The 26,948-nt window shown below is 40.6% G+C and carries 21 protein-coding genes; 20 read left to right on the top strand and 1 reads right to left on the bottom strand.

Annotation, left to right across the window (positions count from 1 at the left end; genetic code table 11):
* Positions 1-2: 2 nt before the first annotated feature.
* From G574_RS0101840 to G574_RS11755, 8 genes are all read left to right on the top strand, one after another.
* On the top strand, positions 3-1,289 hold the full coding sequence (locus G574_RS0101840; RefSeq protein ID WP_029690705.1) for an APC family permease: 1,287 nt from the start codon (positions 3-5) through the stop codon (positions 1,287-1,289).
* Positions 1,290-1,509: 220 nt separating this feature from the next.
* Positions 1,510-7,701, top strand: coding sequence for an endo-alpha-N-acetylgalactosaminidase family protein (locus G574_RS0101845; RefSeq protein WP_029690706.1), 6,192 nt, complete (start codon positions 1,510-1,512; stop codon positions 7,699-7,701).
* Positions 7,702-8,094: 393 nt separating this feature from the next.
* Positions 8,095-8,871, top strand: a complete 777-nt coding sequence (locus G574_RS0101850) for a TatD family hydrolase (RefSeq protein ID WP_029690707.1) — start codon at positions 8,095-8,097, stop codon at positions 8,869-8,871.
* 180 nt (positions 8,872-9,051) lie between these two features.
* A complete protein-coding gene (gene rnmV, locus G574_RS0101855) occupies positions 9,052-9,639 on the top strand; it encodes a ribonuclease M5 (protein WP_037590568.1) in 588 nt (195 codons plus the stop codon).
* Positions 9,623-10,069, top strand: coding sequence for an HIT family protein (locus G574_RS0101860; protein WP_029690709.1), 447 nt, complete (start codon positions 9,623-9,625; stop codon positions 10,067-10,069). Before rnmV ends, G574_RS0101860 begins: the two co-directional genes overlap by 17 nt.
* Before the next feature lie 17 nt (positions 10,070-10,086).
* Positions 10,087-10,977, top strand: coding sequence for a 16S rRNA (adenine(1518)-N(6)/adenine(1519)-N(6))-dimethyltransferase RsmA (gene rsmA, locus G574_RS0101865; protein WP_029690710.1), 891 nt, complete (start codon positions 10,087-10,089; stop codon positions 10,975-10,977).
* A gap of 76 nt (positions 10,978-11,053) precedes the next feature.
* A complete protein-coding gene (locus tag G574_RS11750; protein ID WP_245540386.1) occupies positions 11,054-11,299 on the top strand; it encodes a dihydrofolate reductase family protein in 246 nt (81 codons plus the stop codon).
* A 53-nt stretch (positions 11,300-11,352) separates the two neighbouring features.
* A complete protein-coding gene (locus tag G574_RS11755; protein WP_281167060.1) occupies positions 11,353-11,553 on the top strand; it encodes a dihydrofolate reductase family protein in 201 nt (66 codons plus the stop codon).
* A gap of 53 nt (positions 11,554-11,606) precedes the next feature.
* On the opposite strand, the gene G574_RS0101875 is transcribed toward G574_RS11755, so the two are convergent.
* A complete protein-coding gene (locus tag G574_RS0101875) occupies positions 11,607-12,101 on the bottom strand; it encodes a VIT1/CCC1 transporter family protein (RefSeq protein WP_029690711.1) in 495 nt (164 codons plus the stop codon).
* A gap of 216 nt (positions 12,102-12,317) precedes the next feature.
* Here G574_RS0101875 and G574_RS0101880 point away from each other — a divergent pair, with 216 nt between their 5' ends.
* From G574_RS0101880 to fusA, 12 genes are all read left to right on the top strand, one after another.
* A complete protein-coding gene (locus G574_RS0101880) occupies positions 12,318-12,884 on the top strand; it encodes a GNAT family N-acetyltransferase (RefSeq protein WP_029690712.1) in 567 nt (188 codons plus the stop codon).
* A 167-nt stretch (positions 12,885-13,051) separates the two neighbouring features.
* Positions 13,052-13,900, top strand: a complete 849-nt coding sequence (locus G574_RS0101885) for an amino acid ABC transporter substrate-binding protein (RefSeq protein ID WP_029690713.1) — start codon at positions 13,052-13,054, stop codon at positions 13,898-13,900.
* Positions 13,901-14,714: 814 nt separating this feature from the next.
* Positions 14,715-15,587 (top strand): ribosome small subunit-dependent GTPase A, encoded by an 873-nt coding sequence (gene rsgA, locus G574_RS0101895; RefSeq protein ID WP_029690715.1) that lies wholly within the window; start codon positions 14,715-14,717, stop codon positions 15,585-15,587.
* A gap of 6 nt (positions 15,588-15,593) precedes the next feature.
* Positions 15,594-16,256 (top strand): ribulose-phosphate 3-epimerase, encoded by a 663-nt coding sequence (rpe, locus tag G574_RS0101900; protein ID WP_029690716.1) that lies wholly within the window; start codon positions 15,594-15,596, stop codon positions 16,254-16,256.
* Entirely contained in the window at positions 16,249-16,881 is a 633-nt protein-coding gene (locus G574_RS0101905) for a thiamine diphosphokinase (RefSeq protein ID WP_029690717.1), read from the top strand. The genes rpe and G574_RS0101905 overlap by 8 nt, the downstream gene beginning before the upstream one ends.
* Positions 16,882-16,896: 15 nt before the next feature.
* Entirely contained in the window at positions 16,897-18,189 is a 1,293-nt protein-coding gene (locus tag G574_RS0101910; RefSeq protein WP_029690719.1) for a DNA recombination protein RmuC, read from the top strand.
* The gene (locus G574_RS0101915) at positions 18,161-19,099 is read left to right on the top strand and encodes a 3'-5' exoribonuclease YhaM family protein (RefSeq protein WP_029690720.1); all 939 of its coding nucleotides are present in this window, start codon (positions 18,161-18,163) and stop codon (positions 19,097-19,099) included. Before G574_RS0101910 ends, G574_RS0101915 begins: the two co-directional genes overlap by 29 nt.
* A 166-nt stretch (positions 19,100-19,265) precedes the next feature.
* Complete coding sequence (gene purR / locus G574_RS0101920; protein ID WP_029690721.1) at positions 19,266-20,078, top strand: pur operon repressor; 813 nt, start codon at positions 19,266-19,268, stop codon at positions 20,076-20,078.
* 139 nt (positions 20,079-20,217) lie between these two features.
* Complete coding sequence (locus tag G574_RS0101925) at positions 20,218-22,956, top strand: SEC10/PgrA surface exclusion domain-containing protein (RefSeq protein WP_029690722.1); 2,739 nt, start codon at positions 20,218-20,220, stop codon at positions 22,954-22,956.
* 753 nt (positions 22,957-23,709) lie between these two features.
* On the top strand, positions 23,710-24,123 hold the full coding sequence (rpsL, locus tag G574_RS0101930) for a 30S ribosomal protein S12 (protein ID WP_001142328.1): 414 nt from the start codon (positions 23,710-23,712) through the stop codon (positions 24,121-24,123).
* A 20-nt stretch (positions 24,124-24,143) separates the two neighbouring features.
* On the top strand, positions 24,144-24,614 hold the full coding sequence (gene rpsG, locus G574_RS0101935; RefSeq protein WP_017768901.1) for a 30S ribosomal protein S7: 471 nt from the start codon (positions 24,144-24,146) through the stop codon (positions 24,612-24,614).
* Positions 24,615-24,843: 229 nt separating this feature from the next.
* A complete protein-coding gene (gene fusA, locus G574_RS0101940; protein ID WP_029690723.1) occupies positions 24,844-26,922 on the top strand; it encodes an elongation factor G in 2,079 nt (692 codons plus the stop codon).
* Positions 26,923-26,948: the final 26 nt, after the last annotated feature.

The raw sequence follows: 26,948 nt of genomic DNA on the forward strand, positions 1-26,948 counted from the left end.
TTATGGATAAAAAACAAATCAAGCCTATGGGCTTTTGGAGTATGTTGCTCTTTGGGATTACCGCGATTATTGGCTCAGGGATCTTCTTGCTCCCGAGTTCGGGCGTGCAACTGATTGGGGTTGCCTCTATCTTTGTGCTCTTATTTGATGCTCTATTGGTGATCAGTATCGCCCTTTGTTTTGCTAAAGCAGCCACTTATTTTGATCGAGATGGCGGTCCTTACTTATATGCCAAAGAAGCTTTTGGCAATTTCGTTGGTTTCGAAGTTGGTTTTGTTACATGGGCCATTCGCTTGATTGCCCAAGCCACTATGGCAGTCGCCTTTACCACAGCTTTGGGTTCTATTTTTCCATATTTTGCGACTCAAACAGGAAAGATGCTGGTAGCCAGTATTCTGATTATCGGTTTATCCGCAACTAATATTGCTGGGGTTAATCTCTCAAAGATTCTCATTAATACGGTAACAGTTGCTAAGTTGTTACCCTTGATCTTATTTGTGGCAGTCGGTATTTTCTTTATCAAGGGAAATAACTTTAACCCAATGTTCCCTGGAGGAGAATACGTCAGTGGTTCTTTTGGCCAAGCAGCTGTAACGCTATTTTATGCCTTTACAGGATTTGAAGGGATTGTTGTTGCTGCGGGAGATATGGAGAATCCTAAGAAGAATTTACCTAAGGTTGTTTTTCTAAGTATCTTAGTCGTTTCCCTATTTTATGTTTTAATACAGATAGTGTCGATTGGGATTCTGGGTCCTGAAGCGGCTGCGGCCTCATCTGTTCCTATCCAGGATGCCTTTGAGCGTGTGGCAGGTGGTTTTGGGAAAGCCCTCATTTCTGCAGGAACGCTTTTGTCGACGGGTGGACTCTTGATTTCTTCGGTATATTTGACACCTCGTTCAGGTAGTGCCTTGGCAGAAAATGGGATGTTACCAGCTGTTGTGGCTAAGCGAAATCGATTCAACGCCCCTTATGTGGCCATTATCATTTCGGCCATCATTGTTCTAGCTATTGCTTGGTCAGGAACTTTCTCAAGTTTAGCGATGATCTCAGCGATTTCGCGTTTTGCGCAATACATTCCAACCTGTTTAGCCGTTCTTGTGTTTGCTAAAACTAAAAAGGAGGTGACCAGTAGCTTTACATTACCATTTGGGTGGTTTATCCCAGTTTTAGCTCTTTTCGTCAGTGCTTGGTTACTCTTCCAAGTTAGTGGTGAACAACTTCTTTGGGGCTTGGGAGCACTATTGGTTGCTGTACCGTTTTACTTTGTGACGGGGTCTTATAAGAAATAGTAAGCAAATAACGTCTGATTATGTATCAGATGTTATTTTTTTGTCTTGGTAGTCATGTCACACATGATATTAATCTTGTTCAATGATTTTTACTAAACTTTTACCAAGATCAAACAATATATTAACTCTATTAGTGTTGATATAACAAGATGGAAGTGTTATACTTTTTGAAAGCGTTATCAAAAAGTGCTTAGGATAATTAATTTAAAGGAGGTAGGCAATGAGACGCTATTTTTTTGAGAAGAAACACTTTTTTAGTATTCGTAAATTAAAGCTTGGTGTTTGTTCTGTTGTTGTTGGAGCAGCATTTCTTTATGGTGGTCATGCTGCATTAGCGGAGGAAAACAATGCTTCTGTAGATACTTCACAAGAAGTCCAGAGCTCTGTTGTAGAAACACCAACGACTCCGGGTACTGCTTTGAAACCAGGTATAATAGAGACAGAAAATAGCACTTTAGATCAGAGTCAGTCTGATACAGGGAATGCTCAGGAGGTATTAGCAAATACTGATACTGTGGTACAACCAGCAGTAGATTCTTCTCCTGAAGAGGAGACAAGTTTACCGGAGACAGATCAGTCATTGAATACAAGGGAGAATACAGGTGGAGTCGGAAGCAGTGAGGAACGAGTGGCTGAACCAAGCGAGCCCATTCAGCATTGGGAGTCAACTTCTGTGAGACCTGGTCAAGTCGAGGAGAAGGTTATTGGAGAAACGGTTTATTCAGCCTTATCTTCGACGACTGAAAATGATAATGGAACGAATATTGCTGTCTTTGAAAAAAATAATCTGGCAATGGTTTTAGATGACGATACAATAGCAACTTTTGATTTTATTGAACAGTCTGAAACAGGGCAAGGACGCTTCGGTGTACTTCTTAATTATGCTGATGTTAATAACACTCTTCTCGTTGGCTATGACAAAAATGGTTGGTTTTGGGAGTATAAATCACCTGCCGAATCGACTTGGTACCAAGGAAATCGCTTGGCAGCTCCCGAAAAAGGTAGCCAGAACCATTTAGTCATTCACTATACACAAGATGGATTGCTACGTGCTAGCAATAACGACCAAGAGTTATTTGAAGCCTTCCAAATCCCTGCTGCGGTTAGAGAGAGTTTGTCTGGCAATGGTAGAATTGCTTTAAAGCTTGGCAGCTTCGACTCTGAGGTGACCAAAATTGATGTTAAGGTTGGGGAACATCCGTTAGAAACAGTACCTGATGAATGGTATCCCACTTCAACAATTGCAGGTGAGGTCGCTATTAAAGAAACAGGCGGAGTTCGTTACCAGCGTCTGAATGCTACAGAAGCTAATGACAAATCTGCTAATGTTGCAACATTTGAAAAAGAGGGACTTGTTGTCTCAGAGGATGGCACGGTTTCACTAACCCTTGATTTTGTGGATCGCTCTCAACCCGGACAAGGTCAATTTGGTGTCTTCATGAACTACCATAACCCCGACAAATCTCTTTTTGTGGGTTATGATGAGTACGGTTGGTATTGGCAGTACAAGGCAGAATCTGGCTCAGCCTATTTGGAAAATAGTGTTCTAAACTATCCAAAACAGGATACAGAAAATCAATTAATTATTAGCTTGAAAGTAGACGGACAACTCAATGCAACTGTTAATGGTGAGAATGCCTTTAATACTGTTAATATTCCTCAAACGGTTTTGGATGAGTTGCGGGCATCTAATAGAATTGCTTTAAAAGTGGGCAATGCAGGTCAACCTTCTATGGTTGATATCAAAATGGATAACCAGGACAATCTCCCGGTCGAAACAGTGGATGAAACAGTTGATACAAGTATCATCGTCATCGAAGATGATACACAATTTGAAACAATCTTCTCTGATGTTCTTGAAGCTAAAGTTGATAAACTGTTTCCACGTATTCGTTCCTATCACTATGCTGATGAAGATATTTATGGACAACTCATTGAATCTAGGACAATTAAGATTAACGGTGTTGAACTAACTCCAGATGTTAGTTATGAAAAGGTGGATGATGCGACCGCTGTTTACCATTTAGTGGTAAAAGACGAGACTAATCTGATTGATGCTGCTATTGACTTACAGATTAAAGTTATTGATAATCAAGTGCATTTTGATGTTACAAAGATTACCAACAATAACAGTATTGAACATGGTGGCACAGTTGATGATATGCGTAAACTGCTAGAAACTATTGAGATTCCAGGAATGCAACTCGTGTCAGTATCTTCTAGTCAAGATGGTGCTAAATTCTCTGGCTCTGCACTTTCCACCAATACGACTATAGTCGGAGATAGTCATTTGGATGTCACACGTACAATGGCTGATTTGAATCGACGCTTTATGTACGGCTTTGTCTCAACTGACAAAGTAGCGGTAGGTGTTTGGTCTAATTCACAATATTCTACAAATTTATCTTCTTATGATCGTCTTAAGGCAACTAAATATTCTGCCAATGGGGATAATTTTGTTGGTATTACGTCGTCACCTTATCTTTACGAACGTGGCTATAATGGTCAAGTTTACGATGAGCGAACACTTGAATTACCTTCTGCAAAATTAGTTTTCACACAAGATGTTAATGATGATAATGTTGTTGACTGGCAAGATGGTGCGATTGCCTATCGTGATATTATGAATAATCCAATGGGTTGGGAATATGTGCCTGATTTAGTAGCGTATCGTATTGCTATGAACTTTGGTTCTCAAGCACAAAATCCCTTCCTCATGACACTTGATGGCATTAAGAAAATTAACTTGCACACGGATGGTTTAGGCCAGTCTGTCTTACTTAAAGGTTACGGTTCCGAAGGGCATGACTCTGGTCATTTGAATTATGCCGATATTGGAAAACGAATAGGTGGTATAGAAGATTTTAGAACTCTCTTGGCAGCTTCTAAAGCATATGGTGCACGTCTAGGTATTCATGTTAACGCTTCTGAAACTTATCCGGAGTCTATTTACTTCACTGAAGATCGTTTGAGAAAGACGGATGCTGGAGGCTATTCTTATGGTTGGAACTGGCTAGATCAAGGCATTAATATAAATGCTGCATATGATCTTGCTAATGGTCGCTTTGAGCGTTTCCAAGATTTGCGAAATGCTATCGGCGATGATATGGACTTTGTGTATGTGGATGTCTGGGGTAACGGGCAATCAGGTGATAACGGTGCTTGGATGACCCATGTTCTATCTAAAGAATTGAATGATCTTGGCTGGCGCGCAACGTTTGAATGGGGTTATGCTGGGGAATATGATTCGACTTTCCAGCATTGGGCAGCCGATTTAACATATGGAGGTTTAACTTTAAAGGGGATCAATTCCAATATTGCCCGTTTTATCCGCAATCATCAAAAAGATTCTTGGGTAGGTCAGTATCCTTCTTATGGAGGATCTGCTGTAGCACCATTGTTGTTTGGTTATGATATGAAGGACTTTGAAGGATGGCAAGGTCGTTCCGATTATGCTGGCTATATCACTAACCTCTTTAGAACGGATGTTCCAACCAAATTCATTCAACACTTTGAGGTGACCAACTGGATAGATGGTGAAACCGTTAAAATGACAACAAATGGTAGCACATATGATTTCACTCCCGAAATGGAAATCAGGCTAAAAAATGCTTCTGGAAATCAACTGGTTATTACTCGAAAATCAAATGATCCAAATTCTTCTGATTACTCATACCGTACGATGACTCTGGATGGCAAAGTCATTTACGATAATAACAAGTATCTGATACCGTGGAATTGGACGGCGGTTGGTGATGATTTAGCGTCTGACCAAACCAAGCTTTATCATTTTTCTGAGACTGGAGGGCTCTCTGAGTGGACGTTGCCAGATGATTGGGATACGGATACTGTTTATTTGTATCGTCTGACTGATCTTGGTCGTGTTGATGAAACCGTTCTTCAAGTCATAGATGGCAAGATTGCAATAGAAGCTTTGGCTAATACGCCATATGTCGTTTATCGCAAACCACAAGCGCCACAGGAGGTTAGCTGGTCTGAAGGTATGCATATCTATGATACAGGATTTAACTCTGGCAATTTAGATGCTTGGAAAAAAGAGGGACCATCGGATGCTGCACGTATTATCCGTTCACAGGGAGATAATCCAATGCTTGCCATTGGTAACAACTCTGAAACAGTTACTTTGACACAAGGTTTGACAGATTTGAAACCTCATACGACCTATGCAGCTTATGTAGGAATTGATAATCGTTCAGATGCTAGAGCAAGTATTACAGTTAATACTGGTGATTCGGTTGTTACGAACTTTACTAATAAATCTATTGCTGTGAACTTTGTGCAAGCTAATGCTCACAATACTTTGCGTCAAAATGCTACGGTTGATGATGCCTCATACTTCCAAAACATGTATGTTTACTTTACGACTGGAGATGATGTATCAAATGTAACCTTATCATTGGCGCGTGAATCTGGCGAAGACCTATCTTATTTTGATGATATTCGCATCTTTGAAAATGCCTCAACCATGTATGCGGGAGGACATGACACAGCAGACGGAGTTTTCTTCCAAGATTTTGAACAAGTGGGACAAGGAATCTTTCCATTTGTTATAGGTGGTGTGGAGTACGTTCAAGACAACCGTACCCACTTGGCTGAAAAACATGAACCTTACACACAACGTGGTTGGAATGGCAAGAAAATTGATGATGTGATTGATGGTAAATGGAGTCTTAAAACGAATGGTCTTGATGGGCGTAACGCCATTCTCTACCAAACCATTCCTCAAAATTTCCGATTTGAAGCAGGTAAAACTTATCAAGTTTCCTTTGATTACGAGGCTGGCACAACGAATGCATTTGCCTTTATCATTGGTGAAGGTTTGAATCAGTCTGCGGGGTCCTTAACAGCCTATCCATTAACGAATTCATGGGAGGATTCTGACCACGCCAAACATGTCAGCTTTTATGTTACGGGTGCAGCATCTGGAGACACTTGGGTAGGTATTTACTCTACATCAACGCCACGTGATAGCAAAGGTACATCTGGCAACCAGTCTAACTTTGAAGGCTATGGAGACTTCATGTTAGATAATTTGCGGATTGAGATGGTGGAACCAGATGCGAACCTTATCTTTGAAATGGCTAAAAGTAGCCTCGGTTCTCTGGATGCTAATCTTTACACGAATGAGTCTTATCAAGCTTATCAAGATGCGTTGCGTAAAATGATCGATGCGAGTCCGACTACGACCACAGTTGAAGAAGCTAGAGCTATTGTCGACAATCTTATGGCAGCTCGAATGGCCTTGGAAGCTAAGAAAACACAAGTTTTAGTTGATGATATTGAATCATATGAAGGGTCTGAACAAGATAGCAGTCAATCCATTTTATTAGCCTTTGATAATGATCTCTCTACTTTGTGGCATTCAGAGTGGACAGCCTTTGTCATGGATCAACCAGTAACTGTCACATTGACTAATCCGGTTGATATTACTCGTTTTGAATATGTACCACGTGCATCAGGTAATAATGGTCGTCTCAGATCAGGAACGCTTGCTATTACAGATATTGATGGTAACAGTCATCGCTTTAGCTTCACAGATTGGGCTAATGATGCTGAGTCTAAGTACATTGATTTTGGTAGGACAATAGCAGCTAAAGAAATCATCCTCGTTCCAACAAGCTCGTATGGTAACAATGATACAGAGATAGATAAGTATGCTTCTGCTTCTGAATTACGTTTCTTTGTTCCGATTACACCAAATGTTGAAGTAGATAGCCAACCTTATGAAGCTGCTCTAATGGCTGCCTTAGGACGAGGAGTTAGTACTGAAGCTGTTAATGCTATTAAAGATCGCTATGCTCGCTATGTTGCTGCAGATGTTGTGACGCCAAATGCTATTGCAGAGTTAGTGGATGAACTCAGTAATCTTGGAGCTATTGATACTCCAGTAACGGAAGAACCAATTGTAGAAGAGCCAGTTGTGTCACAAGAAGAGTTGGTGACGGATAAAGGTGAACCAGCCTATTCAGATCCAGCCCCAATCTTCGATCTTGCTGCGGATGATGATAATGATGGTTTCACCAATGGTCAAGAGCTAGCCGCGGGTAGTGACTACCAAGATCCTACTTCTCATCCAACTCTAGACGCACCAGAAGAAGAGTTGGTGACAGATAAGGGTGAGCCAGCCTATGCAGCCCCAGCCCCAGCACTTGATCTAGCAGCGGTATTAGAGCAACTTGGTTATGACAGACCGGTTCCAACCAAGGTTGTTAAGAGCCTGACTAGTCCAGAGGCCAAACTAGGTCAACGTAAAGCTGCAGCTCAGGCTGAAAACAGTTATCCAGCTGCCTTACCAAACACGGGTGATGTTTCAGCAGTTGCCTTTGTGGTAACAGGCTTAGCCATGAGCTTACTCGGCTTTGGATTAGGCATAAGAAAACGTGAGGATTAGAACGAAGTTCTCCTAATCCCATAACCTCCCTACTTATATAGTGGGGAGGTTTTTGAGGTGCTTTAAGGATTAATAGTGATTTCGACATCAAATGAGAAGTTTTCATTAAAGAGGGGATTAATTGATGACCTGTTAATTCTCTAGAGGTATGTTATCCTTGGTTGCTACAATTTAGAGTACTGTGTGGCATAAATATGATATCAGAAGTTTAGATATGCAAATGTTTTACTTAGCTATGCGATCAAATTTTACTATTTCTTCATAGATTTGAGGTAGATTTGATAAAGTAATTTTGATAGGTTATCTAATAGCGATAGTGTTTTTCAAGGGTATGCTATAATAGAAAAAGTAACGATCAGACAATAGCTATGAAATGTAAAAAAGGATGACAAAATGTTAGAAATTTTTGATACTCATACCCACCTCAATGTTGAGCAGTTTGACGGTCGGGTTGAAGAAGAGTTGTACTTAGCGCGTGAGATGGGTGTTACCAAACATAACGTGGTTGGTTTTGACCGCGAGACCATTGAGAGAGCTTTAGAGATTGCAGACCAGTATCCGGAAGTTTACTTAACTCTTGGTTGGCATCCGACAGAAGCTGGTTCATACAATGATGAGGTTGAAAGTTATCTCAAAGAAGTTCTCAAGCATGATAAGGTGATTGCCCTCGGTGAGATTGGTCTTGATTATTACTGGATGGAAGACCCTAAAGAGGTTCAGATCGAGGTTTTCAAACGTCAGATTACTCTTTCAAAAGCTTTAGATTTGCCTTTTGTGGTCCATACTCGGGACGCCCTTGAGGATACTTACCAAGTGATTAAGGAAGCCGGAGTCGGTCCACGCGGGGGAATCATGCACTCTTTCTCTGGTTCGCTAGAAGAGGCCCAGAAGTTTGTTGATTTAGGCATGATGATTTCATTTTCGGGTGTCGTTACCTTTAAAAAAGCGACAGATGTTCAAGAAGCAGCGCAGCAGTTGCCATTGGACAAAATCCTTGTCGAAACAGATGCGCCATACCTAGCTCCAGTGCCAAAACGTGGTAAGGAAAACAAAACAGCCTACACCCGCTATGTGGTTGAAAAAATCGCAGAATTACATGGCATTAGTGTAGAAGAGGTCGCACAAGCAACGACAGATAATGCCAAACGACTTTTTAGATTAAATGATTAAAGAGCGAACGAAGTGAGCGAAACAAGGATAGATTCGCCGTGGTGGAAAAGATAACAGTGAGTAATCACTGTTACCTGACGGAAGTTTTAAGACATTGGCTCAAAACTTAGGGATGAAACTCTGAAAGAGGTTGCTACCGTCCGTCATCACTTAAGAAAAAACTCAAAAAAAAGAAAAATTATGACTAAAATAAAAATACAAGAAGTCCTGGTCGTAGAAGGCAAAGATGACACCGCAAACCTTCAACGCTTCTATGATGTTGATACTTATGAAACAAGAGGATCAGCCATCTCTGACGATGATTTAGAGCGCATTGAAAGATTGCATAAACTTCGTGGTGTCATCGTCTTCACAGATCCAGACTATAGTGGTGAACGCATTCGCCGGATCATCATGGACGCTATCCCGACTGTCCGCCACGCCTTTCTCAATCGTGACGAAGCAACACCAAAATCCAACACCAAGGGTCGTTCCCTCGGTGTCGAACATGCCAGCTTCGAAGACTTAGACAAAGCTTTATCAAAAGTTACCCAGCACTTTGATGACGAGGATAATTTTGACATTACCAAGTCTGACCTCATGCGACTAGGTCTCATCATGGGGGCTGACAGTCGCCAGCGTCGAGAGTATCTGGGAGAAAAACTCCGTATCGGGTATAGCAATGGTAAACAGCTCCTCAAACGACTAGAACTTTTTGGAGTGACCTTAGCAGAGGTTGAAGAAGTGATGGGGGATATAAAAGAGGATAACAATGTGCTTGATTTGTAATCGTATCGACATGATAAAGTTAGACACTAATCCCTATTTCGTCAAGGAGATGGAAACGGGATATGTGGTTATCGGTGACCACCAACATTTTAAAGGGTACACTCTTTTTTTGAGTAAAAAACATGTGACCGAGTTACATCACTTGCCACAAGATTTTCGTGATAAGCATTTATCGGAAGTGGCAGAAGTTTCAAAAGCGGTTAGTGTAGCTTTTGAAGCGGATAAAATGAATATTGAAAGTCTAGGGAATGGTGATAGTCATTTACATTGGCATCTTTTTCCGAGAAAAGACGGTGATTTAGGTGATTACGGGCACAATGGCAAGGGTCCGGTTTGGTGGTTGCCATTTGAGGAAATGTATGCGGATAAGAAGCGTGTGACTGGTAAGGAATTAGAAGAACTAAAAGATAAACTCCTTGAAGTATTATAAGAATAGAAAGAAAACACATGAGAATTGCAGATTACTCCGTGACGAAGAGCGTCCTTGAGCGTCACGGTTTTACTTTTAAGAAATCATTCGGTCAGAACTTTTTGACCGACACTAACATTTTGCAGAAGATTGTTGACACGGCGGAGATTGATGAGAACGTCAATGTTATCGAAATCGGACCCGGTATCGGTGCCTTGACCGAGTTTTTAGCGGAAAATGCTGCTGAAGTGATGGCCTTTGAAATCGATGATCGTTTGGTTCCCATTTTAGCTGACACGCTTCGCGACTTTGACAACGTCCAAGTCATCAACAAAGACGTCCTCAAGGCCGATCTGCAGACCGAGATTCAAAAATTCAAAAATCCAGATCTTCCTATCAAGGTCGTGGCCAACCTGCCTTACTACATCACGACACCTATCCTCATGCACCTGATTGAGAGTAAGATTCCTTTTACAGAGTTTGTAGTCATGATGCAAAAAGAGGTTGCTGACCGCATTTCTGCTGAGCCCAACACCAAGGCCTACGGTAGCTTATCCATCGCTGTTCAGTACTACATGACTGCCAAGGTGGCTTTCATCGTGCCTCGCACGGTCTTTGTGCCAGCACCTAACGTTGATTCGGCCATTCTTAAGATGGTTCGTCGGGAAAATCCTTTGATTCAAGTGCAGAACGAGGATTTCTTGTTTGACGTTTCAAAAGCTAGTTTTGTCCATAGACGCAAGACTCTTTGGAACAACCTAACTAACCGATTTGGTAAAACAGAAGATGTCAAAGTGAAGTTGGAAACAGCTTTAGAAAAAGCAGAGCTAAAGCCAAATCTACGTGGGGAAGCCCTCTCTATCGCAGACTTTGGTCGTTTAGCGGATGCTCTCAAAGAAGTGGGATTGTCATCAAATCTTAGAAAATAGGAAACCATTATGCAAAAGTTAGGCGTTTTTTTACACATGTCATTGGATGGCATTGTTGAGGGGGCTAAAAGGCGCTATGGACATAAGTTTTGTCCGTTATCATGAGGAGTTGGAAACTTTTGCTAATCAAGGACTTTCGACTTGTGATACAGTGCTTTGGGGACATGCTACTTACGAAATGATGCATGCATACTGGCCAACAATGTTGGATAATCTTGAAGCCACTGCTTATGAGAGAAATCACGCGGCTTGGATTGAGCAAGTACAAAAAGTTGTCTGCTCCAGAAGCTTGAAAAAGCCGATTGGCACAATACGCAATTGATCACTGATAATCTCATTGAGGAGTAGAAGCTTTGGAAGAACAAGAGGGGCAAGATCTTGTTGTTCTTGGGAAGCCCTCGCCTAGCCCGGTTTCTGTTGAAAGAAAAATTGGTGGATGAGTTAAAGCTGTCTGTTTCTCCAGTAACACTTGGTGAAGGCTTGCATCTCTTTAAAGATACTCAAAGCAACTTAATTTTGGAACGATCCATTACAATGAGCAATGGGGTTCTAGGATTGACTTATAAGGTATCTTGATGTATTTTGAAATAAAGAACAGCTGTGGGTATCACCCCGCAGCTGTTTTGTGCTTATATTATAGTCCCCAAGATCTGTCCGATAGCATAGGCTACGCTAGCGGCTACGATACCAACGACCAGAGTTCTAATGATTTCAGTTTTTCTGGCTTGCCCAGTAATAACTGCCTTGACCCAGCCTAGCGTGATTAGTGCTAGAGAAACCAAAAGACTGGCTAGGATAAGGGTAATCTGGTCGGAAAAAGTCGCTATTCTGATTAGTAATAGGTAGGCAAGTAGTGGAACTAGGCCAAAAAGGTTGAAAGAAAGGAAGGTCACTAATGCATTTTTGAGTGCTTGTTTGGAATTGACCCCATCTTCGGTTGTGGAGCTGAGATAGTCACCTGCTGCCATTGAAAAGCCATCAGCTAAAAGGTTTGAAAAACCAAGGATAATAATAGCAGTAGTTCCAAGACTGCCACCGATAGCTCCCGCAACGACTGCAAAAGTTGTGATGATACCGTCCAGACCACCATAGGTAACGGATTTAGCGTATTGAGCAATAGTCATGATGTCATCAACCTTTCCATAATATTATTTTCTGACTTTATTATCTCACTTCTTGGAGATAAAAGATAGGCCTTGAACAGCCTGAATGTTTGTTCTTGAACATTTTGTTAATATTGTCTATAAATAAGGTGAAAGGTTGTGATAGTTATGATAAACCATATTGATTGTTTGCAGATGGAGGAAAATCTCCATTCAAAATAGAAAGATGGTGTTTAGATGAATTTTTCGATACTGAATATACAGACGGACCGTTTGGTGATTCGACCGCTCACATTCGATGATTACGAGGTGTGGTACCGAGCTTATAGTGAGCGTAAACCGTCACAATCAGCCTATGACGATGGCTACATAGATATGATGCCTTGCACTAAAACTTGGTTTGAAGAGTTAGTGCTCAGACATCGTCAACTAGCCGATAATGATGAGCAGTACATTGTAGCGATATTCACTCAATCGGGTAGACATCTTGGGATGATTGACATCGTGACACTGGCGCGTGCTAACATGAACTGGTGTGAATTGGGCTACTTTATTCATAATCAAGAATGGCGTCAAGGTTACGCTAGTGAAGCATTGTCTGCTTTGATTGGGCATTTGTATCCTTGCTTAGATTTTCACCGAATTGAAGCCCATGTTTCCTTGGGAAATGACCCGTCACGGCAACTTCTTGAAAAACTGGGCTTTCGTCTCGAAGTTATTCGAGAGCAGTTTATGTTTGAAGACGGCGAGTGGATTGATAAGGCTGTCTATGTTAAGAACTTACACAGTGACTCTCTAAAATAGATGATTCCCTAGCTATTGAGCTAGGGTTTTGCTTTCTGTGATAGCTTTTGCCTATCGCATGATAATGAATCGGTATAACTAATTAGTCAATAGAATGATCAATTAGTGATATAATAAATCTAAATCTTTTGAGTTTCTCAAAAGTCATCATTTAAGGAGTTTTCACCATGAAATTGAAAAAAGTTTTAAGTATTGCAAGTATCGCTCTTGTTTCAGGATTGTTTTTGGCAGCCTGCTCTTCAGATTCAAATTCTTCAAAAGAATCGTCTGATTCATCAGGTAAGGAAGAAGTTGTCTTTGCGACAGTTGGTACAACTGCACCATTCTCTTACGAAAAAGATGGTAAATTGACAGGTTTTGATGTGGAATTGGCTCGCGAAATCTTTAAAGATTCAGATAAGTACGAAGTTAAATTCCAAAAAATCGCTTGGTCATCTATCTTTACAGGTCTTGACGCAGGCAAATATCAAATGAGCGGAAATAACCTTTCATTCTCAGAAGAGCGTGCACAAAAATACCTTTATTCTTATCCAACAGGAACAACACCAGCTGTTTTAGCAGTGCCTAAAGACTCTGACATTACTTCTTACGAGGACATCGGTGGTCATACTACACAAGTGGTTCAAGGAACCTCTACAGTAACTCAGTTGGAAGAATACAACAAAGAACACGCTGACAATCCTGTTGAATTGAAGTTCTCAAGTGAAGACATCACACAAACCCTTCGAGGTCTTAATGAAGGCAAAACAGATTTCAAATTGTTCGATGCGCCAACAGTTAATTCCATTATCGAATCACAAGGTTTGGATAATTTGAAAACCATTGAAATTGCTGCTGAAGAAAAACCATACATTTATTACATCTTTGCGGATGGTGAAGACGACCTTCAAAAATTTGTCAACGATCGTATAAAAGAACTTCAAGAAGATGGCACTTTAGCAAATCTTGCAGAAGAATATCTTGGTAGCAAGGACTACATCCCAACTGCTGATGCTTTGAAAGTACCAGAAAACTAAATCTCACGGTGAATTTTACTATAACCGTTAGGCATTGGTTTGAGAGATAGTCTCAATATATCAGTCATTAAAACACCTGAAACGACATTGTTTCAGGTGTTTTTCTTGTCTTAATAGCCTTTTGTGCATCTCTTTGTTTAGAAGATAGGTGATTACTTAGCCAGAGAGGTAGGTGCGTTGTACAGTTTATGGAGGCTTTTGCTTGCATTTCTCAAAGTGGTTGAAAAACACGATCTTGGTTATTGGAATTGTGATAAAATTTTCTAATTTTCTCTTTTAAAAAACGAATAAATAGGTAACAACATAAAAAGAAGGAAACGGAATGCCTTTTGTGATGACTTTATTTTATCTCTTTACTATTCTATCGTGCTTTATAGTAATGCCTGCAACATGCCGAAAAGGTGGCTGGGTGAAGCGCTTCAAATATCTCTACCTCTGGTCAGTTCTCTTATTTCCGATAGCGCATCTGTTGTCAGCGACTTATCTCTGTTTACTCTTACGTTTTTTAGGAATTCTTGGTGCTTTTGTGATAATTTGCCAAGTTTCTTGCCAGCAGTTGAAATTTTTCCAAAAGCTGTGTTTTCTGCTTGTCTATGTTGGCTTGTTTCTACAGTTATTCTGGTTGATTTCAGAAGAGCTGGCAATACTTTTAGTGTAGACCTAAAAATAGTGATGTACGGAGTGTATCGCTATTTTTAATTTTTTGATGTGATCGTTTTTTCGCTTAGCCATTTGGAATTAGATGGTATTCGCTGATGAAGATTAGTAATATTTTTGCTATAATGGGAGTAACTTTAATGATAAAGGAGCTCATTTGCAAGGAAGAATTATCAAGTCCTTAGCAGGATTTTATTATGTAGAGGCTGATGGTCAGGTTTTTCAAACTAGAGCCAGAGGTAATTTTAGAAAAAAAGGGCAGACTCCCTATGTTGGAGACTTTGTGGATTTTTCAGCTGAGGATAACTCGGAAGGTTACATCCTGAAGATCCATGACCGCAAGAATAGCCTGGTTCGACCACCGATAGTTAATATCGATCAAGCTGTCGTCATTATGTCAGCTAAGGAGCCGGAGTTCAATGCTAACTTGCTAGATCGTTTTTTGGTACTTTTGGAGCATAAGTCCATTCGACCAGTTATTTATATTTCAAAGCTAGATTTGCTAGATTCTATGGCAGAAATGGAAATCACTGCTGATCAGTATCGCCGAATTGGCTACGATTTTGTGCTTTCTCAAAAAGAGTTATTACCATTGCTAAAAGATCAAGTAACGGTCTTTATGGGGCAGACGGGGGTCGGTAAGTCGACACTTCTTAATACTATAGCTCCTGAGTTAGCACTTGAAACAGGCGAAATCTCAGATAGTTTAGGTCGCGGCCGCCATACGACGCGTGCGGTGAGCTTTTATGATGTTTACGATGGCAAAATAGCCGATACGCCAGGTTTCTCATCATTGGACTATGAAGTCAAAACGGTTGAAGATCTGAGTGAGGCTTTCCCAGAAATTCGGAAGGCTAGCCATTTTTGTAAATTCCGTTCTTGCAGTCATACACATGAGCCCGGCTGTGGTGTCAAATTAGCTCTTGAAAAAGGAGATATTTGGCAATCTCGCTATGATAATTATCTTCAATTCCTCAGTGAAATTGAAAATCGTCGTGAAACATATACCAAAACCATAAAAAGAAAGTAGGTCACCATGTCACATTATAAAATCGCTCCATCTATCTTAGCTGCGGATTATGCTAATTTTGCTTCTGAACTTAAGCGTATTGAAGAAACAAGTGCGGAGTATGTCCATATTGATATCATGGATGGGCAGTTTGTACCAAATATCAGTTTTGGTGCAGATGTGGTTGCTAGCATGCGCAAGCATAGCAAGCTGGTATTTGATATTCATCTTATGGTGGTCAATCCAGAGCGTTTTGTTGATGCTTATGCACAAGCAGGTGCTGATATCATGACCATCCATACGGAAAGCACACTGCATATCCATGGAGCTCTTCAAAAAATCAAGGCATCTGGCATGAAAGCAGGAGTTGTGATTAATCCTGGTACACCAGTTGAGCAGCTTATCCCGGTTTTGGACTTGGTGGATCAAGTGTTGATCATGACTGTTAATCCTGGCTTTGGGGGGCAAGCTTTTATCCCTGAATGTTTAGAAAAAGTTAGTCGGGTGGCCGAGTGGCGTGACCAAAAAGGGTTGACCTTTGACATTGAGGTAGATGGAGGCGTTGATAATCAAACCATTAAAGCGTGTGCCGATGCGGGAGCAAACGTTTTTGTTGCAGGTTCCTACGTTTTTAAGACGAGTGATTTGGTATCACAAGTCGAGACTTTACGTGTGGCTTTAAATGGTTAAAGTCGCTTTGTTGGCAGGTGGCGATTACTCGCCGCCGATAGGTGATTTTGATCTTTATGTGGGGATTGATCGTGGCGCGATTAGGCTTCTTGAAAAAGGATTTCCATTAGACTGGGCGGTTGGTGATTTCGATTCGATTTCGGATGATGAGAGAAACCGTGTTGCCTCTAGTGGTGCAAAAGTTTATTCATCGTCTTCGGAGAAAAATGATACGGATACCGAGTTAGCTTTGAAGCATGTCTTTGCTGAGATGCCTACTGCTCAAACTACTGTTTTTGGTGTCTTTGGAGGGAGGGTTGATCACCTCTTGTCGAATATTTTTTTGCCTAGCGATCCCGAATTAGCTCCGTTCATGGAACAAATTCATCTAGTAGATGAAACTAACCATGTTTCTTATCTACCAAAAGGACAGCATATTTTGCGCCTTCAAGCTGGCATGTCTTATTTTTCGCTAATGACTAGCGACAATGCTGATTTGACGATTCAAGGAGCTAAATACGACTTAACGTCAGCGAATTTTTTTAAGAAAAAAATCTATTCAAGCAACGAAACACTAGGGCAACCTATCACTATCACTGCATCAAGTGGCTATATTGTTTTAGTCGAAACAAAAGATAGACGGTAACAGAAAGGAGCAACTGTGTCAGTCGTTTTGTTATTATTGTTACTAGTTAGTCTAGGCGCGTCATTCTTGCTCTATCGAAAACTGTCAGTTTTAGAATCACATCTAACGAAACAGCTAGAAACTCACGCGGATAATTTATCCGAACAATTGTCATACCAGTTAACAACATCAACAAATGAGCAACGCCTGGCTTTAAATCAGGACATCAATCGCTTGCAAACAGATATCTATCAGCAACTATCTGATATACGAGATGTCTTGCATCAAAGTTTGTCAGATAACCGTGATCGTTCGGATCAGCGTTTAGAAGCAATTAATGAGCAGTTAACCAGTACAGTCAAGGAACTTCAAGATTCCAATGAGAAGCGTTTGGAGCAGATGCGGCTGACGGTGGAAGAAAAGCTTGAGAAGACCTTACAAACCCGGCTGCAAGCCTCCTTTGAGAGCGTGTCCAAGCAATTAGAATCCGTCAACCAAGGGCTGGGTGAGATGAAGACAGTTGCTAAGGACGTTGGAACGCTTAACAAAGTTCTTTCCAACACTAAGACACGTGGGATTTTGGGAGAGCTTCAACTGGGACAAATCATTGAGGATATCCTGACAGATAGTCAATACGAGCGTGAATTTGTAACAGTGTCTGGCTCAAATGAACGTGTGGAATACGCCATCAAGTTACCAGGATCAAATCAGAATGAGTATGTTTATTTACCAATTGATTCGAAATTTCCACTTGATGATTACTATCGCTTAGAAGAAGCATATGATATTGGAGACAAGGCACAAATCGAGGGGCATCGTAAGGCATTGTTAGCGGCTATCAAACGGTTTGCCAAAGACATTAATAAAAAGTATCTCAAACCACCTGAAACAACTAACTTTGGCATTCTATTTCTACCGACGGAAGGCCTATATTCAGAAGTCGTAAGGCAATCGTCTTTTTTTGATAGTCTTAGACGTGATGAAAATATTGTTGTTGCTGGTCCGTCTACTTTGTCGGCCTTGCTTAACTCTCTATCTGTTGGTTTTAGAACACTTAATATTCAAAAGAACGCAGACGATATTAGTAAGGTTTTAGGGAATGTTAAAAGTGAATTCGATAAATTTGGGACCATGTTAACAAAAGCTCAAAAACAGTTATCAACTGCTAGTAAAACAGTAGATAGCCTATTGACAACTAGAACCAAGGCCATACGTCGAGCTCTTCAAACTATCGAAACCTACCAAGATGATGCCACAACTAACCTCTTGGGTATCTCCCCATTAGAAAATGAGGATTTTTATGAAAATAAATCAAATGAAGAAGGATGAGCTTTTTGAAGGATTTTACCTGATCAAAAAAGCAGAGTTACGAAAAACAAGGGCAGGAAAAGATTTTCTTGCTATGACTTTTCAGGATGATTCTGGGGAAATTTCAGGAAACCTTTGGGATGCCCAGCCTCATAATGTCGAAACCTTTACGGCAGGTAAAGTGGTTCACATGGAAGGTCGTCGTGAAGTTTATAACAACACACCGCAAGTTAATCAGATTACGTTACGTTTACCCCAGGCAGGGGAACCCAATGATCCTAGCGACTTTAGAGAAAGACCACCTGTCAATGTTGCTGATGTTAAAGAGTATTTAGAACAGATGGTTTTCAAAATTGAAAATGCAACTTGGCAACGTATTGTCCGTGCCCTTTACCGAAAATACCATCAGGAATTTTTTATTTACCCAGCTGCCAAGACAAATCATCATGCTTTTGAATCCGGCCTTGCCTATCATACGGCTACCATGGTTCGTTTAGCGGACGCCATAGGGGATATCTATCCTGAACTAAATAAAAGTCTCTTATTTGCAGGTATCATGCTTCATGACCTAGCTAAAGTTATTGAACTTTCAGGTCCTGAAAATACGGAGTACACAGTGCGAGGTAATTTGATCGGCCATATTGCTTTGATTGATGAAGAAATCACCAAGGTTTTGGTGGAGCTTAACATTGATGATACCAAAGAGGAAGTGACTGTGCTTCGTCATGTTATCTTGAGTCACCATGGTCAGTTAGAATATGGCAGTCCTATTCGACCACGCATCATGGAGGCTGAAATGATTCATATGATCGATAATATTGATGCTGAGATGATGATGATGCTGACAGCACTCAGTCGTGTTGGCGAAGGAGAAATGACATCGCGTTTGTTTGCGTTGGATAACCGTTCATTTTACAAACCAAAACTTTAAAAAACAGAAAAAAGAAGAAAACGGACATCATTTTAGGATAATGTTCGCTTTTTCTTAACGTTATGGTATAATAACAAGCAAAAGATATGATGATACAGAATGATTCAGAGTGGTTAGACCAGTCACCGGAGAGAAAAGTTGTCATCAGGTGTGTAAAGGAGATCCAATGAAATTGAGACGTAGTGAACGGATGGTCGTTATTTCAAATTATTTGATTAACAATCCTTACAAATTAACCAACCTAAACACTTTTGCTAGTAAATATGAAGCAGCAAAATCCTCTATATCTGAAGATATTGCTATCATAAAGAAAGCTTTCGAGGAAAGTCACATCGGGGAAATTGAAACGGTCACAGGGGCCAGCGGTGGTGTCATCTTCACACCCACTATTTCGAGAGAAGAAGCACTGGTGATTGTTGATGATTTATGTCAAAAGTTATCTGAAAGTAACCGTATCTTACCCGGAGGTTATCTTTATTTGACGGATCTTTTGAGTACCCCAACGATCTTGCGCAATGTTGGTCGCATTATTGCAGATGCATTTAAAGGGCAAAAAATTGATGCTGTTATGACGGTTGCTACAAAGGGGGTTCCTTTAGCAAATGCTGTGGCCAATGTACTGAATGTTCCTTTTGTCATTGTGCGTCGTGATTTAAAGATAACAGAAGGCTCAACGGTTTCGGTTAACTATGTTAGTGGTTCCAGCGGTCGTATTGAAAAAATGTTCCTTTCCAAGAGAAGTCTCAAGCCGGGAAGTAGGGTGCTCATTGTAGATGACTTTCTAAAAGGTGGTGGTACAGTTACGGGAATGATTAGTTTACTTGCCGAATTTGAGAGTGAGCTTGTAGGTGTTGCGGTGTTTGCGGAAAATGCCAAAACAGAAAAAATGGATGTGACCTATAAATCCCTACTAAAAGTATCGGAATTAGATGTAAAAAACAGCAAGGTAGTTGTTGAAACTGGCAATACTTTTGAATGATGGAAGGATATTATAAAAATAATACATGAGTGTTACAAAAATGAAATATTTCTGTGTTATTCTTTTTAAGCTGAGTGAATTCTATGTTCTGAATTGAGCAATAGCAGTTCACTAAATAACCAAGAATGGTCGGAAAATTATGTTAAAGAAGTTAAAATTAGTAAGGAAAAATTCAGGCAAGTTTGCTGCTACGTCAACAATCGCCCTCTTGGGGTTTGGATTAGCCAATCATGGTGATGTTCACGCTGATGAGCTCCTTGTTCCATTGACTCAGGGAGATCCAGCTGCGACAAGCTCGACGGATAGTACTGTTGTACCTACAACAGTTGCAGAAGCAACAGCTGTTGTCGCGACTAATCAGGCAGAGCTTGATAGTGCAAGCCTTGCACTGTCAGAAAAAGAAAGTGAAATAGCGTCACAATCGTTAGAAGCAGAAGCAGCGACCTCTGAAGTGGCAACACTTGAGCAGCAATTGGTTAGTGCAGTTGCTGAGCATTCTGAAGCTCTTGTTATCAAATCGACAGCAACCTCAGAACATCTTTCAGAGTTAGCGTCAGAGTTGGCTTCGACAACATCGACATTCCAATCGGTTTCTGCTGTAAACACCGTGGACCAATCTGCTGCAGCATCACAATCTGCAACAGCGGCTTCTGCTAGTTTGGTGGCATCGGAAGCTAACCAAGCAGCATCAGAAGCAGCAGCAAAAGTGGATGAATTGACATCTCTTGTAGAAGCTCCGGATAAAATTTCGACAGACTTAGCGAGTGTTAAATCTGAAGTATCACGTTTAGAACGTGAAGTATCAGTGGCTGAAAAAGAAGTTGCTTCTGCAACAGCAACTGCTAAAGCAGATCTTGCTAAGCAACTAGCTGCTAAACAGGAAGAACTTTCTAAGAAACAAGGTGAACTTAATAGCCTAAAAACAGAGCAAACGACTGTTAAAGCAGTTTCTGTTGCTGGGGCAAATAAAATCGTATTGCCAAGTACTTATAAGACACAAGTTTACCCAGCTTTGAAGGCTATTGAAAATAGCGGATGGACTTTCTCTTCTGGTTATAACGCTGCTGTTGCAAAGTATACAAACCAAATTGAGTCAGGTGTCAAAGCATCAACTTATGGGGTTTCTTATACTGGCGGCGGGGTAAATGGCTATAAATCTATAGCAGCAGATAAGACACGTTATATTGATCCAAATAATTTGAGTGTTGATGTTCAAAATGAAATGGCTCAGTTTGTTGGTGAAATTTTGAATGATGTGCGTGGACAATTAGGATTAACTGCTTTAACTGTGACAAAGTCAGCACAACAATTTGCCACTGCAGTAGCAGCTGAGTATAGCCGGACAGGTTTTGGAACAATGAGTAATCCACATAGTTCTGCCATTATCGGGAAAAACGCTCAGTCTGTAGGATTGCTTGCTTCGGATAACCGCGGCTATGAAAGTTTAGGCTTTTTTGGCACAGCGAGAACTGTAGATCAGCTTAAAAACTACTTCTATAATTCGATCGTTTACATGCTCTTCAATGATGTAACATCACGTTACGGTCATACGATTAGTCTTTTGCAAAACAGCAATAATGGTCCGTATTACTTAGGAGTTTCATCAACATCTCGAGCACAACACATCTATGTGATTCCATCTGCTAATGTTAAGTCGGCAAACTTTAGCACAACTCCTGTTGTTTCCGTCAGGGCTATTGATAATAGCGCTAAAATTTCAGCGGTTGAATCAGTGATGTCACGTATTCAAACTGAGATTACTAATTTGAAATCACAAAGCTCATCAGTAGCGTCTTCTAAAGTGGTTGTACGAGCAAAAGATAAGTTGAAAAAATTAAATCAACAATTAGCAACATCTCGTCAAAACTATAACTCGCTATCGGCTCTAAAAACAAAATTAGCTGCGAATAAGAGCTTATTAGTATCACAACTTGAAAAAGCGAAACAAACTAATGCACTTCGTTTACAAGAAAAGGTTGTTGCTCAAGATAAACTCACGACAGAGTTGAAGAAATATCAAATTATGAAGGCGTCTGCAACAGCTTCATCTGCGACGGTAGCGTCCTTGAAGTCTGAGATTGCAGAATTATCGAAGCAACTCAAAAAATACAGTGATCCTGAACTTGTTAACCGTACACAGGCAACTGTTGACGCATTAAATAGAGATCTAGAAGTTGCTAAAACAGATTTGGCTGTTAATGTTTCAGCTTTGGACCTTCTAAAGGCTGATTTAGGTAAAGTTGTTACAGCATACGAAGCTGCAAAACTGAACTTGGAAAAATCTGATTTACGACTAAAAGATCTTCAAGCTGCTGAAAAAGCTCAAACTGATGCGGTTTCAACTGGGGTGTTTGCAACAACACCTGCCAAAGTAGCTATTCATTCACTAGTGGCGAGTTCTGCGGCCACAGTGTCAGCTTCTGAGGTTGAACTTTCTTCAAGTACTACGATTACGTCTACAGAACAGCTCTTGACCGTTTCTTCAGTACCGGTATCAGCGACAGCAACTCCAGTTGTATCATTCACAACTGGAGCAGATAGTGTTCGTACACTGTCACAAGGGCAAACCGTTGCACTGACACAAGCATCAAAGACAACTCCAATAGTATCTCAAAACGCAACTATCACACCTGTTTCTTCAAATGAAGAAGTTGTTACTGAGGTAGAAGATGCGTCTCATACAGAAGAAGCAGCTAATAAAGTGTTAACGACAGCGACAACAGCTACAGAAGATAGTGTTTATTCAGTCGAAGAAACATTTGCCTCTGCAAGTTCTGAAGAAGTTTCAAACGACCGTCCAGTTGCAATGGCTATGGTTGCAGGGGCAACAATGGTAGGATTGGCTGCGATGGCTGTATCTAAAAAACGTTATAAATAATAACGATAATTGTATTAAGTAGCAATTCATGTAGAGAGGACTCAGGTTCTCTCTTTTTGATTATCTGTCAATGGTAGTGGGTATCTCGTGAAAAAATAGGTTATCAACATCTTCACAGTTTATATTGCCTCCTGAAAATTATCTGTTCAACAGTTTTGGGTTGGAAATAGACGAATAGGAGGAACACTGTTTGTGAGGAACTATTTGAACGTGATTATGCAGTGATTAGGCTAGCTAGACGTTCCTATGTTCCAGTTTTCGCAGAATCCAAATCTGTAATGAAAATTGTTAAAACGCTATACCAACTAAAAAGATTTGGGACCTTTTAACGACTCAATCACTGTATTAAATTACCTCTACTAATTGCACAATATAGTGACTGTTGTTCTTAACTTTTTATTAAAAATGATGCAGATTTCCATTTGAAATACTAAACGTTTCGAACACCCCTAAAGAGGCGGCCTGTTATGCAATCGTTTTGATTAGTTTTGTATACCGTTGCTACCTTAATGACAAGTGGCATTTGTACCTTAATAACTAATACATAGCCTAAAAACAAAAAGCAATTTCAAAGAATATTCATTTGACGTATGGTGTCTGATATGGTACTATAATAAACGGTACTTTTTACTTTTGGTCTCTCAAAAGTGTACAGAGACGTGCTGACAAATGTTGCAAAAGTACACGCGGAAAAGAGGATGTCACCAATCGCTCTTTTCAACCAAAACTAAAAATTTTACAGGAGAAATGTAGATGCCTACAATTAACCAGTTGGTACGTAAACCACGTAAATCTAAAGTTGAAAAATCAGATTCACCTGCTTTGAATATTGGTTACAACAGTCACCGTAAAGTTCACACAAAATTATCAGCGCCACAAAAACGTGGTGTTGCAACACGTGTTGGAACTATGACACCTAAAAAACCTAACTCTGCCCTTCGTAAATTTGCTCGTGTACGTTTGAGTAACCTTATCGAAGTAACAGCTTATATCCCAGGTATTGGACACAACCTTCAAGAGCACAGTGTTGTGCTTATCCGTGGTGGACGTGTAAAGGACCTTCCAGGGGTACGTTATCATATCGTTCGTGGTGCACTTGATACTGCAGGTGTTGCTGATCGTAAACAAGGCCGTTCTAAATACGGTGCAAAACGTCCTAAAGGATAATAGAAGGGGGATAAGGAAAAATGAGTCGTAAAAATAGAGCGCCAAAACGCGAAGTATTGCCAGATCCATTATACAATTCAAAAATTGTAACACGTCTTATCAACCGTGTTATGCTTGATGGTAAACGTGGTACAGCTGCATCAATCGTTTATGATGCATTTGCAGAAATTAAAGAAACAACTGGGACAGATGCTCTTGAAGTGTTTGAAACAGCTATGGACAACATCATGCCTGTACTTGAAGTACGTGCGCGTCGTGTTGGTGGTTCAAACTACCAAGTCCCAGTTGAAGTTCGTCCAGAACGTCGTGTGACACTTGGCCTACGTTGGTTGGTTAATGCATCACGTGCTCGTGGTGAACACACTATGAAAGACCGTCTTTCAAAAGAGATCATGGATGCTGCTAACAATACTGGTGCATCAGTTAAGAAACGTGAAGACACACACAAAATGGCTGAAGCAAACCGTGCCTTCGCACACTTCCGCTGGTAAGATTAAGTTGCATTGGATCTATCTATTTTGTAAATGTCAGAGTTTTATCTCAGTATATTCTTTACCGAATAAACAATTTTAATTTATGGGAAAATAGGTTCAAGTACAGCTAACTCTTTCACATAGGGAGTTCAATGAATAAACCGCACGAACGGGTAGGTCCTGCCTATCCGTTTTTCTTAAATCGTGCTATAATAATAAAGTAAATAAAATTAATAGGAGAAACCTAATGGCTCGCGAATTTTCACTTGAAAAAACTCGTAACATCGGTATCATGGCTCACGTTGATGCTGGTAAAACAACTACAACTGAGCGTATTCTTTACTACACTGGTAAAATCCATAAAATTGGTGAAACTCACGAAGGTGCTTCACAAATGGACTGGATGGAGCAAGAACAAGAACGTGGTATCACAATCACATCAGCTGCAACAACAGCACAATGGGATGGACACCGTGTTAATATCATTGACACACCAGGACACGTTGACTTCACTATCGAAGTACAACGCTCACTCCGTGTATTGGATGGTGCGGTAACTGTTCTTGATGCGCAATCAGGTGTAGAACCTCAAACTGAAACTGTTTGGCGTCAAGCGACTGAATATGGTGTTCCACGTATCGTATTTGCCAATAAAATGGATAAAATCGGTGCCGACTTCCTTTACTCAGTAAGCACACTTCATGATCGTCTTCAAGCAAATGCACATCCAATCCAATTGCCAATCGGTTCAGAAGATGACTTCCGTGGGATCATCGACTTGATCAAAATGAAAGCTGAAATTTATACTAACGACCTTGGTACAGATATTCTTGAAGAAGATATTCCAGCTGAGTACCTTGAGCAAGCTGAAGAATACCGTGAAAAATTGGTTGAAGCAGTTGCTGAAACTGATGAAGACTTGATGATGAAATACCTTGAAGGTGAAGAAATCACTAACGAAGAATTGATGGAAAGTATCCGTAAGGCTACAATCAATGTTGAGTTCTTCCCAGTACTTTGTGGTTCAGCCTTCAAAAATAAAGGTGTTCAATTGATGCTTGATGCAGTTATTGACTACCTTCCAAGCCCACTTGACATTCCTGCAATCAAAGGTGTAAACCCTGATACAGATGAAGAAGAAGAGCGCCCAGCTTCTGATGAAGAGCCATTTGCAGCACTTGCCTTCAAGATCATGACTGACCCATTTGTAGGTCGTTTGACATTCTTCCGTGTGTACTCTGGTGTTCTTAACTCAGGTTCATACGTTATGAATACTTCAAAAGGTAAACGTGAACGTATTGGACGTATCCTTCAAATGCACGCGAATAGCCGTCAAGAGATTGAAACAGTTTATGCTGGTGATATCGCAGCTGCCGTTGGTTTGAAAGATACAACAACTGGTGACTCATTGACTGATGAAAAAGCAAAAGTTATTCTTGAGTCAATCAACGTTCCAGAACCAGTTATCCAATTGATGGTTGAGCCAAAATCTAAAGCTGACCAAGATAAAATGGGTATCGCCCTTCAAAAACTTGCTGAAGAAGATCCAACTTTCCGTGTTGAAACAAACGTTGAAACAGGTGAAACAGTTATCGCAGGTATGGGTGAACTTCACCTTGATGTCCTTGTTGACCGTATGAAACGTGAATTCAAAGTTGAAGCAAACGTTGGTGCACCTCAAGTATCATACCGTGAAACATTCCGCGCTTCTACTCAAGCACGTGGATTCTTCAAACGTCAATCTGGTGGTAAAGGTCAATTCGGTGATGTTTGGATCGAATTCACACCAAATGAAGAAGGTAAAGGATTCGAGTTCGAGAACGCTATCGTCGGTGGTGTGGTTCCACGTGAATTTATCCCAGCCGTTGAAAAAGGTCTTGTAGAATCTATGGAAAACGGTGTTCTTGCTGGTTACCCATTGGTTGACGTTAAAGCTAAACTTTACGATGGTTCATACCACGATGTCGATTCATCTGAAACAGCCTTCAAGATCGCTGCATCACTTGCCCTTAAAGAAGCAGCAAAATCAGCACAACCTGCTATCCTTGAACCAATGATGCTTGTTACTGTAACAGTTCCAGAAGAAAATCTTGGGGATGTTATGGGACACGTAACTGCTCGTCGTGGACGTGTTGATGGTATGGAAGCTCACGGTACTAGCCAAATCGTTCGTGCTTATGTACCACTTGCTGAAATGTTCGGTTACGCAACAACTCTTCGTTCTGCAACTCAAGGACGTGGTACTTTCATGATGGTATTTGACCACTATGAAGATGTTCCTAAGTCAGTACAAGAAGAAATTATTAAGAAAAATTCTGGTGAATAAGCATTCAGAATAAAAAGAGTACCCTA

The organism is Streptococcus hyovaginalis DSM 12219, from assembly GCF_000420785.1.
In the GTDB taxonomy this organism is placed as follows: Bacteria; Bacillota; Bacilli; order Lactobacillales; family Streptococcaceae; genus Streptococcus; species Streptococcus hyovaginalis.

Coding starts and splice junctions, on each gene's coding strand:
- G574_RS0101840 (WP_029690705.1), top strand. CDS start 3: ATGGATAAAAAACAAATCAAGCCTATGGGCTTTTGGAGTATGTTGCTC.
- rpsL (WP_001142328.1), top strand. CDS start 23,710: ATGCCTACAATTAACCAGTTGGTACGTAAACCACGTAAATCTAAAGTT.
- rsmA (WP_029690710.1), top strand. CDS start 10,087: ATGAGAATTGCAGATTACTCCGTGACGAAGAGCGTCCTTGAGCGTCAC.
- purR (WP_029690721.1), top strand. CDS start 19,266: ATGAAATTGAGACGTAGTGAACGGATGGTCGTTATTTCAAATTATTTG.
- G574_RS0101905 (WP_029690717.1), top strand. CDS start 16,249: ATGGTTAAAGTCGCTTTGTTGGCAGGTGGCGATTACTCGCCGCCGATA.
- G574_RS0101885 (WP_029690713.1), top strand. CDS start 13,052: ATGAAATTGAAAAAAGTTTTAAGTATTGCAAGTATCGCTCTTGTTTCA.
- G574_RS0101915 (WP_029690720.1), top strand. CDS start 18,161: ATGAAAATAAATCAAATGAAGAAGGATGAGCTTTTTGAAGGATTTTAC.
- fusA (WP_029690723.1), top strand. CDS start 24,844: ATGGCTCGCGAATTTTCACTTGAAAAAACTCGTAACATCGGTATCATG.
- rpe (WP_029690716.1), top strand. CDS start 15,594: ATGTCACATTATAAAATCGCTCCATCTATCTTAGCTGCGGATTATGCT.
- G574_RS0101925 (WP_029690722.1), top strand. CDS start 20,218: ATGTTAAAGAAGTTAAAATTAGTAAGGAAAAATTCAGGCAAGTTTGCT.
- G574_RS0101860 (WP_029690709.1), top strand. CDS start 9,623: ATGTGCTTGATTTGTAATCGTATCGACATGATAAAGTTAGACACTAAT.
- G574_RS11750 (WP_245540386.1), top strand. CDS start 11,054: ATGGACATAAGTTTTGTCCGTTATCATGAGGAGTTGGAAACTTTTGCT.
- G574_RS0101880 (WP_029690712.1), top strand. CDS start 12,318: ATGAATTTTTCGATACTGAATATACAGACGGACCGTTTGGTGATTCGA.
- G574_RS0101875 (WP_029690711.1), bottom strand. CDS start 12,101: ATGACTATTGCTCAATACGCTAAATCCGTTACCTATGGTGGTCTGGAC.
- G574_RS0101845 (WP_029690706.1), top strand. CDS start 1,510: ATGAGACGCTATTTTTTTGAGAAGAAACACTTTTTTAGTATTCGTAAA.
- G574_RS0101850 (WP_029690707.1), top strand. CDS start 8,095: ATGTTAGAAATTTTTGATACTCATACCCACCTCAATGTTGAGCAGTTT.
- rpsG (WP_017768901.1), top strand. CDS start 24,144: ATGAGTCGTAAAAATAGAGCGCCAAAACGCGAAGTATTGCCAGATCCA.
- rnmV (WP_037590568.1), top strand. CDS start 9,052: ATGACTAAAATAAAAATACAAGAAGTCCTGGTCGTAGAAGGCAAAGAT.